The 18082-nt window shown below is 45.7% G+C and carries 12 protein-coding genes; 3 read left to right on the top strand and 9 right to left on the bottom strand.

Annotated features, from left to right (window positions below; all coding sequences use genetic code 11):
* Positions 1-165: 165 nt before the first annotated feature.
* The 6 genes from ACFVQB_RS20715 to hcp form a co-directional block, all read right to left on the bottom strand.
* The gene (locus tag ACFVQB_RS20715) at positions 166-1203 is read right to left on the bottom strand and encodes an NAD(P)/FAD-dependent oxidoreductase (RefSeq protein ID WP_379443301.1); all 1038 of its coding nucleotides are present in this window, start codon (positions 1201-1203) and stop codon (positions 166-168) included.
* A complete protein-coding gene (locus ACFVQB_RS20710) occupies positions 1204-2178 on the bottom strand; it encodes an ABC transporter substrate-binding protein (RefSeq protein WP_379443297.1) in 975 nt (324 codons plus the stop codon). It abuts the gene before it with no gap.
* 117 nt (positions 2179-2295) lie between these two features.
* Complete coding sequence (locus ACFVQB_RS20705; RefSeq protein ID WP_379443294.1) at positions 2296-3906, bottom strand: helix-turn-helix domain-containing protein; 1611 nt, start codon at positions 3904-3906, stop codon at positions 2296-2298.
* A 134-nt stretch (positions 3907-4040) separates the two neighbouring features.
* The gene (locus tag ACFVQB_RS20700) at positions 4041-5417 is read right to left on the bottom strand and encodes a PTS sugar transporter subunit IIC (RefSeq protein WP_379443293.1); all 1377 of its coding nucleotides are present in this window, start codon (positions 5415-5417) and stop codon (positions 4041-4043) included.
* A gap of 194 nt (positions 5418-5611) precedes the next feature.
* Complete coding sequence (locus tag ACFVQB_RS20695) at positions 5612-8341, bottom strand: diadenylate cyclase (RefSeq protein WP_379443289.1); 2730 nt, start codon at positions 8339-8341, stop codon at positions 5612-5614.
* 148 nt (positions 8342-8489) lie between these two features.
* Positions 8490-9782, bottom strand: a complete 1293-nt coding sequence (gene hcp, locus ACFVQB_RS20690) for a hydroxylamine reductase (RefSeq protein WP_379443285.1) — start codon at positions 9780-9782, stop codon at positions 8490-8492.
* Positions 9783-10532: 750 nt separating this feature from the next.
* Between hcp and ACFVQB_RS20685 the strand changes: the two genes are divergently transcribed.
* Together ACFVQB_RS20685 and ACFVQB_RS20680 are read left to right on the top strand one after the other, a co-directional pair.
* Positions 10533-13187, top strand: a complete 2655-nt coding sequence (locus ACFVQB_RS20685; protein ID WP_379443281.1) for a cation-translocating P-type ATPase — start codon at positions 10533-10535, stop codon at positions 13185-13187.
* Between the two features lie 146 nt (positions 13188-13333).
* Positions 13334-14677 (top strand): MFS transporter, encoded by a 1344-nt coding sequence (locus tag ACFVQB_RS20680; protein WP_379443277.1) that lies wholly within the window; start codon positions 13334-13336, stop codon positions 14675-14677.
* A 117-nt stretch (positions 14678-14794) separates the two neighbouring features.
* Here the strand turns inward: ACFVQB_RS20680 and ACFVQB_RS20675 are convergent, their stop codons facing one another.
* The 3 genes from ACFVQB_RS20675 to ACFVQB_RS20665 all read right to left on the bottom strand — a co-directional run bounded on the left by ACFVQB_RS20675 (position 14795) and on the right by ACFVQB_RS20665 (position 16411).
* Positions 14795-15259, bottom strand: a complete 465-nt coding sequence (locus tag ACFVQB_RS20675) for an SMI1/KNR4 family protein (protein WP_379443273.1) — start codon at positions 15257-15259, stop codon at positions 14795-14797.
* 33 nt (positions 15260-15292) lie between these two features.
* Positions 15293-15949 carry a DUF2625 domain-containing protein gene (locus ACFVQB_RS20670; protein WP_379443268.1) on the bottom strand — a complete coding sequence of 219 codons (657 nt, stop codon included), beginning with the start codon at positions 15947-15949 and terminating at the stop codon, positions 15293-15295.
* A 78-nt stretch (positions 15950-16027) separates the two neighbouring features.
* Positions 16028-16411, bottom strand: coding sequence for a hypothetical protein (locus tag ACFVQB_RS20665; RefSeq protein ID WP_379443264.1), 384 nt, complete (start codon positions 16409-16411; stop codon positions 16028-16030).
* A 171-nt stretch (positions 16412-16582) separates the two neighbouring features.
* Here ACFVQB_RS20665 and ACFVQB_RS20660 point away from each other — a divergent pair, with 171 nt between their 5' ends.
* Positions 16583-18073 (top strand): DUF5123 domain-containing protein, encoded by a 1491-nt coding sequence (locus ACFVQB_RS20660; protein WP_379443260.1) that lies wholly within the window; start codon positions 16583-16585, stop codon positions 18071-18073.
* Positions 18074-18082: the final 9 nt, after the last annotated feature.

The raw sequence follows: 18082 nt of genomic DNA, 5'->3' as shown, positions 1-18082 counted from the left end.
TTCGCTTATCATAGCAATTTAATTCCGGTTGATATTGACCTTAGTATTATTATTACGAGAAAACATAGGGGCTAAGATTGCCACCAAAAAGCCCGACGAGCGCACAAGAAAATTTCGGCGCTGGTCGGGCTTCTTACTATTACTTCACGTTCTACACATGTTAATTTACAAGGTAGAAATGGCTTTGTTTTTCTCAAAGAACCTTGCATTATGGGACGATACCCCTGCCATATCGGAAGCGGTCGGCTCCAGATAGAGCTTCGCACTGTTTACTGCGAGTACAGCATCAGTAAATGCTCCAGCAATGAGACGGACTTTGCTTCCATAGGTAATGAAATCACCTGCCCCGAATATTCCCGGCTGACTTGTGCACATTCGCGGATCAACCGAGATACCGTAATCTTCACGTTCCAGTCCCCAATGGACCAGGTTACCGAAATCACGATCGTATCCATGACTTACAACCACTTCATCCACTTCAATCGGCAGGATTTCCCCATTATCTACATGGGCAAGTTCAACACGACCTGTTTTGTGTCCTGTACCATATAAGCGAGAGATGCTGTAAGGAGTCAAGACTTGGGCAAAAGCTTTCATCTGGGCAACAGGCAGCTCATGAGCCCTAAATTCCTGTCGTCTGTGCACTACGATGACCTCTCGTGCCAATCCCTCCATTTCATTCGCCCAATCTATTGCGGAATCCCCGCCTCCCGAGATCAGCACACGTTTATCCTTGAATCTGGACAGATCCGTAATGGTATAGTGCAGATTCGTCAGCTCATACCGATTTGCGCCTTCAATATCCAGCTTTTGAACCTGCGTCATGCCTCTGCCTGCACATAACAAGATCGTACGCGTGTAGTGACGTTCCCCTGTCTTTGACGTGAGTACAAACACTTGATCTTCACGTCGTTCCATATGAGCAATCTCCTGGCCAAACACAATGGTTGGATCGAAGGTTCTTGCCTGCCTTTCCAGGGAATCGATCAATTTCTCACAACGAATCGGATCAACTCCACCTACATCCCAGACCAGCTTCTCCGGGTACGTGCGCATAAATCCGCCCAATTCCTCTTTGGCTTCAATGATTTTGGTACGCATTGCTCTCATCCCGCTGTAAAATGCAGCATACATTCCTGCAGGTCCGCCACCAACAATCGTTATATCGTAAATGTCCAATTGCTGCTCCGCTCCAGTATTCATTTAGGGCACCAACTTTCCAACGACATAATCCAATAACTTCGCTGACCCAATAGGGCCCACACCTGTTACAAAATCACTCGTTTTCAGCGGAAAGACATGATTGTCTTTCACTGCATTCAGACTTGCCCATACTTTGCTTTCTTTCAGATTATCCATGGACTCCTTCGTGTCATAACCTTTCAATGTCCTGTCTTCTAGGAAAATATAATCCGGGTTCATTTCCGGCAGAAATTCCAGGGAAAACTGGCTAAACCAGTCTGTAGAGTCTTTGATAACTTCAGGGCTGTTCAAACCCAAAGTTTCATAGAAAAAGACGCTGCTGCTTCCTCCTTTGGGACCCATGAAACGGTAACGATTGTGCTCCACTCGAAGAACCAGCACGGTTTTGTCGCCGATGGCCTGAGCGATTTTCTCCTGTGCCTGCTTCGCCTTCTCATCAAATTCCGCCAGCACTTTGGCTGATTCCTCTGTCTTATCAAAGACGACAGCCAGCTTCGGCATGGCAATCTGCATTTCACTGTTGGAATCCAGAGCCACCGTTGGAGCAATCTTGGATAGTTCATCATATACGCCTTGCTCCATACCTACGCCCGCGCTAACAATCATATCTGGTGACAACGTCAGCAATTGTTCATAATTATATTGATATTGTTCCGCTTCAATCATTTGAACCCCGTGTTCTTCAAAATATGACGCACGATAGTCCGGTTCAATCTCCGGAACGAATACTACCATCTGCGGTGTCACGCCCATCTCGATCAAGTACTCGGCATAGATGGAATCCAGTACAAGCATATTTTGAGGATTGGTAGGGATTGTGACCTCTCCAAACTGATCCCGAACAACCTTCGTTTCATTGGTCTCTGCCGTTTTTACTGAAGCTTCCACTTCTTTATCAGAAGTACCGGAACAGGCGGAAAGCACCAAACTTAGCGCCAACAGCACTATTCCAAAACCCTTAAACCTTCGTGACATGATCTACTCGCCCCTTATGTAATATATTGATAATGATAATTATTATCAAATACTAGCAAATAGGAAGAGATCCTTCCATAGGAGATGGTGCGTATTCAGTTGGATTATTGTGCTCTATTAGACATTGGTGACCAGGCTATTCACAATTTCATTCAAAATCATTTGGTGCCCGATAATTCCGCTGCCATCCACCCACAGGCGGGTATCCACGAGAAATACCCTGTTGTTTTTTACAGCCTTCAAGTCATTCCATTGTGAGCTCTCTACTAACTTCTTCATATTCTCTTCAGCACTAAAATGCTGCATAACTCGTTTCTCCACAAACAGGTAATCGGGATTGGCTTTGGCCAATAAGTCGAGTGAGCAAGGATTAAACCACGCCTCCCCTGCTTGAAGCGGTTGTGGCAGAGTTAATCGGAGTTGTTCATATAGTAAATAGGAGACCCCATTTGAATAGCCACCCAAATATCGATAACCAAACGGTTCTACCCTCAGTACCATCACGGTGGAGGCGGATTGAACAAGATGCTGCAGCTGCTGCTGTGCTGCGTTTACTTCCATTTTCATCTGCATATGAAGTTTATGGGCAGTATCTTCTAGGTGAAACAAACCACTCAGTTGATGGAGCAGAGCCTCCACATCATTATTCAAACCGGTTAAGATGGGTGCAATTGTGCGCAGCCTCTGCTTGATCTCTTCCGTCCAAAAGGTTCCCATAATCCATTCGGGCTGAACTTGCCGAATCAGTTCCACATCCATCTCATATTGCGAGACTTCCAGCATCTGCACCTGATGCGCTTCAAATAGTTCATGTTGATGTTTAGGCAAAAGCAAGGGAGTTACCACAACGGCATGTGGAATAATTCCCAAGTGGATCAACACTTCCGAACAAAGCGGGGAAAGACATACGATTTTACGCCGGGGCAACGTTTGTGCATAATTTCTCGGAGAAACGCCTGTTAACTGTTTAAAGCGACGGCTGAAATAGTGAGCATCCTCAAATCCGGTCTTCTTGGCAATGTCCTGAGATGTGGCCGTTGTTAGCAACAGCTCCTCTTGAGCACGAAAGATCCGGTAATGGGCAAGGTAATCCAGAGGTGGCTTACCATAACGCTCACTGAATTTGCGGGAATAATGCCAGGGACTGATGCCTGCGACCTCAGCCAGTTGCTTTCGTGTAATGACCTGTTCATAGTGCTGCTGCATGTAATCCACAGAGCGGAGAATGCCTTGTTCCACGGTTGGCTCCTCTTCCAACAGCTCCCGGTATACATGTTGTAGCAGCTCATACACCAGATGCTGATTTCTAACCCGGATGGCGTTGGGCTCAGGAGAACCTCCTTCACTCCAATGTTGGCTGAGACTCGCCAATGTGCCACCGGTTAATTTCACTTTTTGATACGTGTCTCCTGACGATACTTGCCATTCATATTTCCCCAGTTCACCTCGGTCAGGGAACATCGCGTATGTATCGAACTGAACATGCCATCCGGCCAGATCCAGATTGCCACCCTCAATCACTTCAATCACAGAGTTTTCTTGCACAGCAATTAACTCTCCATAAGATACCTGGACCCTATGATTATTAATATTCCAGATCGCTTTCCCGTCGAGGATAAGTAGTAAGGCATGACTTGAAAAGTGATGCAGCTTGCCCGCAGTCATCCATGGGTCTGTCAGTGGTTTGGTTGACTTCCATTGAGCCATCCACTCTATGTTATTGGGCATTTTGTTATCCTTTCTGTGGCCTGAAGAATCCATAATTCTAAGTGTTACTACATCAAAAGTATATTACATTTAAGTTGTATTATTAAAACGGAAAGCATGAAAGCCCGCACCATCAGGTACGGGCTTATCTTAGTTTATGCGTGTTTCTGTTCCTTTCCTATCATCCAATAGGTGAACACACCTGACACAGAGAAGGAAATAATCAAACCAACGCAGGCATGTAACAGATTCAGGCTCCCTTCTTCTATAAATAGCGGAATCTCCAGCAGACTTCCGGATCCACCCACTGCAAATGCTTTGACGGACAACAGCCCGAAATACAGTCCTCCTGCAGCACCGCCCAGCAATGCCGAGTAAAAAGAAGCCCTCTTTCTCATATTGACCGCATACATCGCAGGCTCTAGAACACCTAATAAAGCAGTTCCTGTTGCCCAAAAAGTCAGATTCCTGAATTCCCGCTGTTTGCTTCTCAGCCCAGTAGCCAGTGAAGCTCCTGCTTGTGCAACGAAGGCAACTAGCATGACAGGGATAATGAGGGAAAACCCATTCGTCACCAATTCATTAATCATGACAGGTACAAGCCAGTAATGTAATCCAGCGATCATCATTAGGGTATAAACCGCTCCCAGCAGCATAATTGCTACAATCGGGGCATCATTCAGTAGTGAATCCACAACATCCGGTAACTGCTGATCAATCCAAGTACCAAGTGGACCAAGTACCATCAGAACCAGTGAAACGAGAATCAGAAACGTCAACAATGGAGCAAGAATTCCTTTAAAGACACTTGGACTTATTCGCTCAACGACTTTTTCCAGATAGGACGCCGCGCATATCGTCAAAATCACCCAAATTGCAGCTGAAAAAAAGACCGCTTGCGACACGATAGGCACACCTATAAAATGAACATCCTCTTCACCTGACAATAAAGCGGTCATTTGCGGGTAAAGCATTAGTCCGCCAATCGCTGCGGCAACATAAACATTGCTTTTTAACCGATAGGCTGTACTGACGGCTACCAGGATTGGCAACAGATAATACACACTATCTCCAATGGATTTAAATATCAGGAATGTCTGACCGTCCATCAGCGAGGAGGAATCTGTAGAACTGTAAACGTTAAATAACGTAATGATGGCTAGCACAATCTTGAGCACTGCCGCTCCCAGAATGGCGGGCATCAGAGGCTTAAACACATCAGAAATAAAATATAATAATGATTTTTTACTTGTACGCCTTGTTTCTTGCAGTGTGTCACCTTCTTCTTTCCCCACTCCCATGCCCTGTAGCCTATTGTATAGTTGGGAGAATTCGTCCTCATGTGTTATGGAGCAATAGTCACTTGTTATACGAATATTGGCGCCAAGATCCAATACATCAGATACTGATATATCCATTCGATTACGGTCACGCAATATCAACGTAGTGGTATCCATGTCACGCTGCACATGACGAATATTTTCCTTTCCCCCTGCGAGTTTCAATAGTGCTTCGATTTGCTTGTCATTCATATGTACCTTCTCCTTATGCTGCGGTTATGATGTGCCCCTATCTATATACACATTTCCATGAAAAAACTTCAATAGGATAAAAAAACTATTTCCCCTTTTATTTCATGATTTTTGCGCAAGGTATAATGACCTAAATTCCTCATGGTACAACAAAGAGCCCGTTCTGCGGGCCTCTTCATCTTACCTCTCAGAAGTTATACTTCCTTGTTTTGTTCACTACTGAATGCCGCTTCCTGAGTATCTAAACCAGGTTGCGCCTTGGACTCCAAAGTACTAAACAAATTCTCCAATTCCTCGTAAATTTGATTGTGATCTTTCTGTACAAGTTCACGATAAAATTTAACAACATCGAGAGTGATATCTGAATTGGACTCCATTAAACTTTTAATTTCCCCAAAGTTATAAGTCCTTTCTTCATCTTCGCTGGAAACGAAGTATCCTTCGATATAATCTTTTACTGCATCCAAGGGTTTATCCGTTTCTTGCAACACACCTGCGCGATTATTGAGGATAATTCTAGCTGAAGGTTCCCATTCAAGAGCCATCGAAAATGCTACCACACTTTCTTCAAAATACTTCAAATCTTCTGTTTCGTTCGTCGTATTTTTCGTAAGTTGATAGTAACAAATACCCTTACTATTATATAATCCTGCCATATTACTATCTTTACCTTGAATAAACATTTTTCTGTCTATTGATTCTTCTAATAGGGAAAGGCTTTTAAGTAACCAACGATGATTTTCTTCTTTACTGCCTTTCGATTTTTTAGCTTCCTCTAGATATGCTCTTCCAGCGTTACCTATATACACAAAGTCATTCCTTTGATCAATCTCAATCGCAGTCTCAATCATAACGGCAGAATCTAAAAATAGCCCTAAATGATAATAACAGGCTCCCCTCCAATTATGATATTTAGCCGGAATAAACGTATTCCCGGCTATACCAAATGCTTCATCATAATACAATCTGGCTTTATCGTATTTTTGCTTCGATCCAAATTTTTGTGCCAGACTCATAAGCGGCTGAAAGTCTGTTTTTTTGAGTTTCAACAACTGTCCTTCTTTTCTCTGAAGCAATAAATCACGCTCAGGTTCCTCACGTTGGTCCAATACATCAATGATCTCCTCCACAAGATCCAGCACCTTCTCTTCATCATCAAACGATGGAATCACATCTATCATGCCATCCTCCGATATAATTACAATCACACATTTCTTTCCTTCTGACTCCAATTTGGAATAATATCTATAGGCAGAATTGAATCTTGCCCCTCGACTTGCATCTCCGAGTTCCGGCTGTGCAATCCCATCAAGAATGACTCCAATCGCATGACACTTCGCCTCCGTGTCAAAATAGATTGCGCCGTCAATAGCGGTGAGGAACTTGATATGATCAGGATGTACTTCACACGGTTCAATCAGAGTAGATTGTTTTCTCAGAATATCAAGCTCTTCCTCCGCGGTATCAGAATCAGTGATTACTACCATTGTTCCATGGTGTTGCTCACGTGCTTTTCGTATAATCTCATCCAAATCAGAAATTTTGTCAGAGGCTAAGGCAGCATCTTCACCTTGAAAAGTCTCTCTCAAAATGGCAACCATACGCTCAGAAGTATACCCTTCCTCTCCAATTTTAGGATTTTTAAACATAACCGAGACCAGAGTTTGGTAAGTGAGTTCATAGTCTGTATTGGAACGATATATCGTCTTTTCACCTTCAAGAATAAGTTCCCCAACAACATTTGGAGATTGATCAAAATTGATCGAGACAAGATTATACTTTGAGATCCCTTTGAAATCAATGCGGAAACTAGTTGTTTCCTTGAGTTTGTCCCACTGGATTTCTCCCACACCATACACCCAGTTTCCATCGGAAATCAGATATAGATGTTTCTTCACATTGGTCATTTCGAGCAATTTTCGAATTCTTTTAGCATCTTCTATACTAATTAAATCATCTGTTTTGAATTCGATTGCAAATTTAACAGGTCCTTGCTTTACTTTGATATCGGAATTCCTCAAAAACAGCATGGAACCAAATGGACTAGCTCCTTCATAAGTTTGTGTGGAAATGTCGTCAATGTTCTCTAATAAATTGTTGATATAATATTCACTTTTTACTGTATTTGAATACTCGCTTACAATATTACTACTGCTTTGATGGAGGATCATTTGCATTTTCCCAAAAAATAAACGGTTAATTCTCCTCAAGAATTGGACTTCGTTCTCTTGATATTTCCTTATAAGTTCATACTTACTAATACTTTCAGATAGAAGCTTTAGCTCAAGTTTACCTTCTGTAAAAAAATCCAAAAAGAAATAGTCCAACACCATTCGTATAAACGAAACATCTGGCTTGCTGTAATAAGTATGCTGCACATTTGGCTCCAGATTTCTGATTCCCAACAAATAGATAACAGTATACGGACTTTCTGTCTGTTGGCTAACTTCAAACGTTCCTGCGTAAAGTAACCGATGATCTTCTATGTATTCCTTTGTGAGCTGGGCAGATTCGTCCTTTGAAGCAGATTCTATGGACCTAGATGAGATTGGTACCGAATGAAACTGCTCAGTATATTGCTGAACATAGCTTTGCTTGCTTGCAATGATGAGTTCATGTAGATTTCCCTTCGTTAATGTGTCTTCCTGCTGCACAAGTAATTCAAGCTCACTGTATACTTGCTTAATCTCTTGCAAAGGATCATTTACATACTCATATCTGGTAGTACATTCCGTTGAGTTCTTGTCGTTTTTAGCTTGAGTAGATATCGTTTTTTTGACTCTGCGAATTTCATCAGCTTTGTTATTTTCATCTATGGCAATCGAGTATAACCGAAAATGAATCCGATGGTTTAACCTTTTCAAAATAGCTTCAATATGTTGATAGATGATCGTGTTGATCTCTTCAAGTTGAGTATATTGCATTTCACAACTCCTATTTTGGTTTTTTAACCCATACATCCTATCACGTTAAACGTAATCTCCGCAAGACATATCACATATACACCTTTCTCTTAACAATGTAAAAAACCCACCATTTGGCGGGTTTCATTCTAACATTGATCCGTTCGTCTTAAGACAACGCCAACATGGCATTCATGTCTTCCTCTGCTGTTGTGATCAGCTTCAGGCCGAACATATCCACAAGTACATCCAACACACCGTCCGAAATAAACTCTGGCGGTTTGGGTCCAATCCGGATATCCTGAATGCCGAGACTGAACAGGCCGAGCAGGATGGCAACTGCTTTTTGCTCAAACCAGGACAGGACAATGCTGACAGGCAATTCGTTCACGGTACAGCCAAAAGCATCAGCTAAGGCCATCGCAATTTTCACCGTAGAACCAGAGTTGTTGCATTGCCCCAGATCGATATAACGCGGAATGCCCGTATCCCCAACTGTACCGTAATCCACATCATTAAAGCGGAATTTGCCGCAGGATGTGGTCAGAATTACCGTATCGTTCGGCAACGATGTAGCCAATTCACGATAGTAGTTGCCACCTTTGCCCGGTGCATCGCAGCCTGCAATGACAAAGAAGCGACGGATATGTCCATCCTTTACCGCCTGAATAATCTCAGGAGCAAGTCCAATCACCGTCTCATGATGGTATCCTGTCGTTAACACTTGCTCGGATTGTACATCCGCCGCAGGCAATGACAACGCGCGTTCAATCAGGGGAGAGAAGTCATCGTCCATAATCTTGGCGACCCCCTCCAAACCAGCCACTTCATACGAGAAAAAGCGGTCCGCATAGGTTCCCTTAATCGGCATGACACAATTGGTCGTCGCAAGAATGGCACCTGGAAACTGCTCAAACAGTCTGCGTTGATCATACCAGGCTTTACCGATATTCCCCTTCAAATGAGCATATTTCTTCAGGGCTGGATATCCATGAGCGGGCAACATTTCCGAATGCGTATAGATGTTGATGCCCTTTCCTTCCGTTTGGCGTAATAGTTCCTCTAGTGCATAGAGATTATGTCCGGTTACCACGATGCACTGTCCTTCAATCTGGTTCTGGCTAACCGTAATCGGCTGCGGAATACCAAAACGGTCTGTATGCGCACGATCCAATACATCCATAATACGAATCGCAGCGTTCCCTACCTTCATGGCCATATCCAGATGTTCCTGCACATTAAAGTTGGAATTGGTTAACGTCATATACAAAGCCTCATGTGTAATGCGATCAACCTCTGGATCGTGATAGCCGAGCTGCCGCGCGTGTGTTGCATAGGCAGCGATGCCTTTCAACGCAAAAATCATCGTATCCTGCAAACTGGCGATCGTTTCATCTTTGCCGCATACGCCAACCACGGTACACCCGCCGCTGGGCGTCTGTTCACACTGATAACAAAACATAGTATATCCCTCCACTTATGGATTAAACGACGTTCATTATTGAATAGCGTAGCAGACCCACAAATGATCAGGTGTGATGACGCACACAGTTTATGATCAGGTCCCTTTTAGATGACCTGTATATGAGTTTCACAATTATATTAACCTTGTAATTTATCTCTCCAAAACTATCATCCAAGCCATCACATGATCCTCAGCATATCCTGTCGCATAGCGCATTCTGTCATAGACAATTTGTGTAAAATCAAAGGAGGGCAACCTCGGAATCGCCGATCTTGATGCTGTTTTGACAGGGATCGAAGTCTGAAATTTTTCTCAACCAATCCAAACGCCACACTCGTGTTATTTGATCGTTCACGTTTTCGTGACAATTTCGTTGTATTGCGGGGAAATCGAATCATTCGCGAACTGGATGACTTCTTGCGCAGAGGTGATGTGGAGTCTCTCATTGCTTCCAATCAGCGATTAACACTGGCACAGATTCGCGAAATTAGAAGAACCGGCGAGCTTCCTCCCGGCTACCGATTAATCTAATTTTAGATTCACCGACGTTATTTCATTCAACATTTCAGTGATGCATGTCTTGTATGTGCATCACTGAAAATAAAAAAATTAAAAACAGGCATATCTGGACTCCTTATGAAAAATACTGTGTACATAAAAATAATGAAATGCAACGATTCTATATTTTGGCCGTAAGGGTAATACAAGTGAAGCACATTGAAATCTATGAACCAGGGAGTTGGTCATTTGCAATATTACAGACACAGTGCAGAGGAGACGCTTCAGGACGTTCAGAGTTCCATGGATGGGCTCACAACCTCAGAGGCTGCGAAGAGACTGGAGACGGAAGGCCATAACGAGTTAAAAGGAAAAGCTGCCACCCCCATCTGGAAACTGTTTATTGAAAATTTTAAAGATCCGATGGTTATCGTGCTGCTTATCGCAGCCGCTGTTCAGATCGTCCTTGGACACCTGATCGAATCGCTAATCATTTTTCTCGTCATTCTGTTAAATGCAGTAATCAGCGTAGTGCAGACCAAAAAGGCCGAAAGTTCTCTGGATGCACTCCGGCAAATGTCTGCTCCCGAAGCCAAAGTCATTCGTGACGGGCAGAGAAAAACGATTCCTGCGCGGGAACTCGTTCCCGGCGATATTGTCTTGCTGGATGCCGGAGATTATGTCCCGGCAGACGGCCGCATTCTGGAATCAGGCAGCTTGCGAATCAACGAAGGCATGCTGACCGGAGAATCCGAAGCAGCGGAGAAACACGCAGATGCCATCCCGGAAGAAGCTCCGATCGGTGATCGTCGTAACATGGCATTCAGTGGATCACTGGTGGTGTATGGTCGGGGTACGCTCGTCATTACGGGTACAGCACTGAAAACAGAAATTGGCAAGATTGCTGAATTAATTGAAAATGCAGAAGCGAAGGAAACCCCGTTACAACGCAAATTGGAATCGTTTAGTAAGAAGCTAGGCTTCTTTATCCTGGGCTTGTCGATTCTTATTTTCGCCATCGAAGCAGGACGTGTCTGGTTAACTGAAGGGACGGAAAATATCGGGCCATCCATTGTGAATGCCCTCATGTTCGCAGTTGCCGTCGCTGTCGCCGCCATCCCTGAAGCCCTTTCCTCCATTGTGACGATTGTATTGTCTCTGGGAACGAATAAAATGGCCAAGCAGCACGCTATCATCAGACGTCTTCCTGCCGTGGAAGCCTTGGGTTCTGCCAGCATCATCTGTACGGACAAAACAGGAACGCTTACTCAAAACAAGATGACTGTGGTGGACTATTACATTCCCCACGGCACGAAAGACCAATTCCCCGATGATCCCAAACAGTGGTCTGCAGAGGAACGGCGCTTATTACATATTGCAGTACTCTGCAATGATTCAAATATTAACCAGGAAGGCAAGGAACTCGGAGACCCAACCGAGGTGGCGCTCATTGCCTTCAGCAACCGGGTGAACAAGGATTACAATGAAATTCGTGACCAGTTTCCGCGTGAAGCTGAGCTTCCTTTTGACTCGGATCGGAAACTGATGAGTACAGTGCATACGTTTGAGGGGCAGACGGCTTTGCTGACCAAAGGCGGCCCGGATGTGCTGTTCAGCCGCTGTAGTCATGTATTTATGAACGGAGAAGTTCAGCCATTGACGCCTGAGATTCGCACGCAGTTTGAAGAGAAAAACGAAGCGTTCTCCAAACGCGCCTTCCGTGTGCTGGCTTACGCCTACAAAAAGTTTGATGACAAAGATCAGCTCACGATCGAGGACGAACATGATCTAACGCTTGTTGGTCTGACGGCTATGATTGATCCGCCGCGTGAAGCGGTATATGGTTCCATCGAAGAGTCCAAGAAGGCGGGCATTCGCACCATCATGATCACCGGAGACCACAAAACAACAGCCCAGGCCATCGGTATTGATATCGGACTTGCAGGTCCTGACGACCTGGCCCTTACCGGAGCAGAGCTGGACAAACTGTCAGATGAAGAACTCGATCAGCAGCTGGAACATATCTCGGTGTATGCACGTGTATCTCCTGAAAATAAAATCCGCATCGTACGTGCGTGGCAGCGCAAAGGCAAGATTGCAGCGATGACCGGAGATGGTGTCAACGACGCACCTGCACTGAAACAGGCCGACATCGGCGTAGCGATGGGCAGCGGGACGGATGTCGCGAAAGATGCGGCAGCCATGATTTTGACGGATGATAACTTTGTCTCCATCGTGAATGCAGTCAGTGTCGGGCGTATGGTATTTGATAATATCAAAAAAGCCATCGCGTATCTGTTTGCAGGAAACCTTGGGGCGATTATCGCCATTTTGTTTGCACTCGTGGTCGGTTGGGTGAACCCATTTACGGCCCTCCAGCTGCTCTTCATCAATCTGGTGAATGACTCCCTGCCTGCCATTGCACTGGGTACCGAAAAAGCTGAGCCGGATGTCATGCGACGCAAACCGCGGGATATTAACGAAGGCATCTTTGCCGGCGGAACGTTACAAGCTGTCATTACGCGTGGTGTACTGATCGGGGTGGCTGTTATCGTGTCCCAATATATTGGACTTGGGATCTCGGAGGAAATGAGCGTGGCGATGGCCTTCACGACCCTGATTCTGGCACGGAGTCTGCAAACTTTTGCAGCTCGCTCCAACACACAGACGATTCTCCAGGTCGGCTTCACTACCAACAAATATGTTCTCGGATCCATTCTAGTGTGTCTCTGCCTCTATGGAATCACGCTGATTCCAGGGGTTCGCAGCATCTTCGCCATCCCGGCAGCCTTTGGCTGGAATGAATTCCTCACCGCAGGGGGACTCGCTCTCGCAGCGGTCATTCTAATGGATGTCATCAAGTGGATTCGCAATCGTGGCACACAAGCTACTGCGGCGTCCTAAAAATGAAAATGCTCATATACAAAAACGGCGTCCTGGGTCAGGACGTCGTTTTTGTTAGATTACCATACGAATCCGTATGACATTATTGCCATATACATAGATTGAGCGTAAAATGGTTTATTGAATTCATAGACAGGAATGGTTACGTGAAAGATAAAATTGTAATGCCTCTCTGGACTTGCTGCCTGTTCATCGTTGTGATGAATACCACCATGTTTAACGTCTCTTTACCCGTTATTATTCATGATCTTCAGATTACATCGGACCTGGGGTCCTGGGTCATTTCAAGCTACTCCATTGGTTATGCCTTGTCGACTGTGATTTACAGTCGGTTGTCTGACCGTATTCCGGTACGCAAACTGCTGACGGTGGGATTGCTTATTCTGGGCTTATCTTCATTGCTCGGATTATTTGCGCACAGCTTTGCGATCCTTTTGCTGACACGCATTTTGCAATCTGCGGGTGCAGGAGTCATGGCCGGGCTTGGGCTTGTCATCGCGAGCCGTTACATCCCGCTGGAGCGTCGCGGAGCTGCCATCGCACTGATCTCATCAGGCAGTGCCATGGCATTTGGGCTTGGCCCCATTGTGGGTGGACTCATTAGTGAGTACTGGGGCTGGAATGGACTTTTCGCTATTACGGTGCTTGTTCTGCTTGCACTGCCCGTACTGCTCTATTTTCTCCCGCGCGAGACGGCCAAGCCGGAGAATCCTTTTGATATGATCGGTGCAGCACTAACCGTGATTAATGCAACTACCCTTCTGGTTGCCATCACCCAGCAGTCATGGTTATGGCTGGCCATCGGTGTCATTACACTTGTTGTGCACATCGTGTATATTCGCAAGGCGAGCCTTCCCTTTGTGAATCCACATGTATTTCGAACAACTGGGTTTACCCGGCTAATGATCATCGGCTTCTGTGTTCTGGTTGTAAATCTGGGCAATCTGTTCCTGATGCCGCTAGTACTCGCTGATCTGTTTGGACGCTCGTCACTGGCTATCGGTTTGCTGATTGCTCCTGGAGCCATCGTCTCGGCATTCTGTACCCGTTTCGTAGGTCGCTGGATCGACCGTTATGGCAATATGCGTTTTCTGATGATCGGGCACATTTTGCTTGCCGCAGTGCTTGCTCTGTTTATGCTGGGACTGAATCAGTCTGCACTGATCATCACCGGAGGATATCTCTTTTTCTCCCCTGCACTCTCTGCCTCGATAGCTTCGCTGAATAACGAAGCATCTCGGGTGCTGCCCAAAGCGCAGATCGGTTCCGGTATGGGCTTGTTACAGCTGATCCAGTTTTTTGGCGGTTCGGTATCCGTGGCTGTCTGCGGTCTGCTGCTGCACGGCATTCCGGGCGTTCGGGTAGAGGAAGCCTATCATTATGTATACGGATGTCTGCTCTTAGTTTGTCTGGCATCGCTTGTAATTGTGGTCTGGCATAACAAAACTGCACGCTCGACTTCTACGGTTACGATGACCGGGATTAGATAGGTTGCAAGTTAGAATGTAAGCTACATCGTCAAATAAAGCACTTATGTATTCGTTTGAGTAAAAGGCCCGCGCTTGGCGCGAGCCTTTTGTTGTTCATCCCGTTGTTCAAATGGTGAATCACTCTACTGGATCACTCGATCTGGCTTTCAAACAGGCTATGAAGGCATTGAAATTAGCAGCGATCTCTCGTACATTTTCCTCAAGCAGTTGTTGGGCTTCCTCCAGCGTCTCCGATTCACTCTCGGCATCTTCGCGCACCATCGCCTCTTCATGATCCATAACCAGTACGGCAGGAGATTCCGAATTCTTTCGGTAATCCAATAAGTAATTGGTGCCGCTGCTGACACTCCAAGCAAATGGAATAATCCGGCGTGGATCGGGATTCACATCGTCTACCAGATTGATGTTATTCACAATGAACTGATCATCGAGAGCAGAGAAACGAATTTCCCAATCGATGACCTCACCATTTTCAATCACATCAAATGCTTTACCGCCAGCCTCCCGTTGAAACTCCAGATATTTGTGCGGATACACCATGCCGTAATGTCTCTGAATGTTCTCGATTTGCATATTACTCATGCGCTCCCTCCCAAACAGTTCTGTCATAGCAGGTTATTTCCCATTCAATGCTGCCTTCCAGGCTTCCTCCACCGCTATAGGAGCTTTGCTGCTGCTCTCGCCATCGCCCTCTTCCGTCCAAAGAGGTGGATAATACGCAAATACTTGTCCCCTCTGAAGCTGTACCATGTCGTTCTGCCAACCCTTCCAGCGAAAGGTCTGATAGTACTGCTCCAGATCACCATTAGCCAACCAGTTGATGAAGCCCGAATAAGCCAGTTCTGTCGATTCCCATTCCAGCGTGTCAGGGGCAAAATAGTATACATGTCCTGTACGGCCATACTTGCCCATATCCATTCCGAAAAATCCACCCGCCGCATCGTAGGCGACGACCATCATGCCTTCCAGTGCTTGTACACTAGGCTTGTCAGCCACACCATTCCAACTGGTCAGACTCCCGAAGATGCGGTCACCACCCGATCCAAGCAACGTAATCCAGCCATCATCCAACACGATTCCCGCTGTCTCATAGGCAACGGCTCCCAAATAGGATTTGGTGCTGATCTGAAGATGATAGAGCGCATCTTCTCCGACCTCTCGCTGTGCAGGAACATAGGTGTATTTATTTTGTCCATGGTCCAACAGTTCCTTGAGCTCCTCCCAAGCGTGATGTTCCCGATCCACTAATTCGTTTGCGGATAATTTTTGCATGATCATTGCTCCCTTCGATCTACTTTAAATCCAAAAAAGCCGTAGTTGCTCCATACGTTCACACTCTTCCCTTTATGTTTATAGCTTCACCCAGATATATTTATAATCGATTTTCCCCCATGCATTTAGGGCAATGCCTTCAAGCATGGGGTGATGCTGGGCTCTCTGAAGACTGTGATACAGAAAGTCCAGCAGTTCAGTAACCTGATCCATCGTGACTTCAATCATTTCCTGACCATCAGCACGATCTGTATCTGGACATTCCGCCAGGAGTCCACACCACATCACATGATTGGCCGGATCAGTGGGATTACCGGATCTCTGTTCAAGCTCGGCATGCCCTTGGCTATTTGGGGGAGCGGCTGGATCTCCGAGTTGTCCAATCCTGCGTTGGTGTTCGGTATAGCCGCAGCAGCCAATGTCATCATTTTTATCTGCTGCCGCTACAGTGTGCTCTGGCACCGAAAATAACCATCAGCATATACAAACAGGTGGCGAGATCACACTCGTCACCTGTTTCGTTGTTTCTGAGTACCTCTCCCCATTCTGAAATTCTATGGCATCTCACGCCCTATTTCACCATTCAAATCTGCTATAATCGAACTTCATAGCTAATTCTAAGGAGGAATCATCTTGTATCGTATAGCTGCAATTGCACTCCTGGCCCTGATCCTGTTCGCAACGGGTTGTCAGAAGGATGAGGCTTCATCCGTCCATTCTCCCGATGCTGTGCAAGTGCCGGATACCCAGGAGATTTATTACATATCACCACAAGGAAACGATTTGAACAAAGGAACCATTCAATCTCCCTGGAAAACGTTGCAGCACGCTGCCGACCATGCTACCCCGGGAAGCACCGTTTATTTGCGGAAAGGTGTCTATCATCAAAAGGTCAAAATCACTCGAAACGGTAATTCCTCCGGCAATCCGACCCTATTTTCCAGCTATCCACAGGAGAAGGTCATCATTGATGGTGAAGGTCTGTCGGTACGCGGCATAGAGGGTTTGATTGAAGTCGAAAATGCCAGCTATATTACGATTCAAAATCTCGAAATCCGCAACTTTACAACCTCACTTCGGGGACAAGTGCCTACTGGAATATATGTTCACGGGGCAGGAGAACACATTCAACTCCTGGGCAATACTGTCCATTCCATTGAAAATGAAGCTAAACCTTCAGGACCGGATTTACAGGGCAGAGATGCCCATGGAATCGCGATTTATGGTACGGAGCATCCCCAAGCATTGCGGGATATCATCATCAAGGATAATGAATTGTATGATCTCGTGCTAGGCTCAAGTGAGTCACTCGCAGTCAACGGGAATGTGGATACGTTTGCCATACTGGACAATACGATCCATGATACCGACAACATCGGCATTGATCTGATTGGATATGAAGGAACTTCGGAGGACGACACTTACGATCAGGCGCGAAACGGGATTATACGGGGAAACGAGGTCTATAATATCTCTTCCAATCTTAATCCGTCTTATGGAGCGGATCTCCCCAATGACAGCAATTCTGCCGGGGGAATCTACGTAGATGGAGGCAAAAATCATATCATCGACCACAATCGGGTATACCGTAACGATATCGGGATCGAGATTGCTTCGGAGCATGCCGGGCGTTCGACCAGCCACATTACGTTGCAGGATAACCTGATTTTTCATAACAGGCTTACAGGCATCGCCATGGGCGGCTATGATGAGGAACGCGGTTCTACCGAGGACAGTACGATTATGTACAATACGTTAGTGGATAACGACCTGCTGGATGCAGGCAATGGGCAGCTATTCCTGCAAGCCCGGACGAAGAACAATACGTTCAAGCGGAACATTCTCGTATCGGGCAGCTCTGACGTGCTCATTTACAATGAATACACCAGTAATTCGGGGAATGTGTTTGATCATAATGTGTACTACTCCTCTGCGCCACAAGAAGATGCGCTGTGGGTCTGGAAAAACACGGAGTATTCCGGCTTTACCTCCTATATGGAGGGATCCGGAAATGACGCACATTCATTGTATGTGAACCCTCAATTTGTGGATGAGGCCAACGAAGACTTCACTCTCCAAGCCAATTCACCTGCCAAGGGAAGTGGATTTATGAGCCATGAGTAACCGGATATG

The sequence above is a fragment of the Paenibacillus sp. NPDC057886 genome (assembly GCF_042796655.1).
GTDB lineage: Bacteria > Bacillota > Bacilli > Paenibacillales > Paenibacillaceae > Paenibacillus.
The sequence above is the reverse complement of the archived record's forward strand: the minus strand, read 5'-3'. Positions and strand labels throughout refer to the sequence as shown.

What these genes read in the sequence shown, in the direction of transcription:
- ACFVQB_RS20715 (WP_379443301.1), bottom strand. Translation starts at nt 1,203, where the DNA reads ATGAATACTGGAGCGGAGCAGCAATTGGACATTTACGATATAACGATT.
- ACFVQB_RS20710 (WP_379443297.1), bottom strand. Translation starts at nt 2,178, where the DNA reads ATGTCACGAAGGTTTAAGGGTTTTGGAATAGTGCTGTTGGCGCTAAGT.
- ACFVQB_RS20705 (WP_379443294.1), bottom strand. Translation starts at nt 3,906, where the DNA reads ATGCCCAATAACATAGAGTGGATGGCTCAATGGAAGTCAACCAAACCA.
- ACFVQB_RS20700 (WP_379443293.1), bottom strand. Translation starts at nt 5,417, where the DNA reads ATGAATGACAAGCAAATCGAAGCACTATTGAAACTCGCAGGGGGAAAG.
- ACFVQB_RS20695 (WP_379443289.1), bottom strand. Translation starts at nt 8,341, where the DNA reads ATGCAATATACTCAACTTGAAGAGATCAACACGATCATCTATCAACAT.
- hcp (WP_379443285.1), bottom strand. Translation starts at nt 9,782, where the DNA reads ATGTTTTGTTATCAGTGTGAACAGACGCCCAGCGGCGGGTGTACCGTG.
- ACFVQB_RS20675 (WP_379443273.1), bottom strand. Translation starts at nt 15,259, where the DNA reads ATGAGTAATATGCAAATCGAGAACATTCAGAGACATTACGGCATGGTG.
- ACFVQB_RS20670 (WP_379443268.1), bottom strand. Translation starts at nt 15,949, where the DNA reads ATGCAAAAATTATCCGCAAACGAATTAGTGGATCGGGAACATCACGCT.